This window comes from Oleiphilus sp. HI0043, assembly GCF_001634935.1.
In genome coordinates this window covers 1-608 of the sequence record NZ_LWEY01001974.1, presented here as the reverse complement: position 1 = coordinate 608, position 608 = coordinate 1, and the positions used below count along the sequence as shown (strand labels likewise).

Genomic DNA, 608 nt, shown 5'->3' with positions numbered 1-608 from the left:
AGCCCTATCAAATAAACGAGCTTAAGCTCCCCATTGCATTTACCTCGGGTGTGGTTTTATATCCACAGCATGGTCAACGAACTGATGAATTAATGAGGCGTGTGGACATAGCGCTCAATGAAGCGAATGAGCAGAAGCTTGCTTTGTTGCTTTATCAGCCAGGTAGTGATGAAAAGCATCTTAAGCAAACGCGCCTGGTCAACGATTTGAAAGAGGCGATCGATCAAGATTCCTTATGCATGTTCTATCAGCCAAAGCTGGAGCTTAAGCAAGGCAAAGTCACCCAGGTTGAGGCATTGATTCGTTGGATTCATCCCGAGTTGGGCTTTATCTCACCTGAAGAGTTCATTGGTCTTGCTGAACAGTCTGGCTTGATGCCACCGCTAACGCGTTGGGTGATTGCTAGTGTATTGCGTGAAGCCGCTGCTTGGAGAACTCAAGGGATAGACCTAAAAATGGCAGTCAATCTCTCGGCTTATGATCTGGCCAACGATGACCTACCCGATTATGTGGCGCAAGAGCTTGAGAAAAACGGCCTCTCTACTTCTTCGCTACTTCTTGAAGTCACCGAAAGTGCGATGATTGATAACCCGGTTCAAGCCCTAAAA

1 protein-coding gene is annotated in these 608 nt (G+C 46.9%); it reads left to right on the top strand.

The window, feature by feature from the left end; genetic code table 11:
• A partial coding sequence (locus A3729_RS30370; protein WP_156498251.1) for a GGDEF domain-containing phosphodiesterase occupies nt 1-608 on the top strand: 608 nt, incomplete at both ends.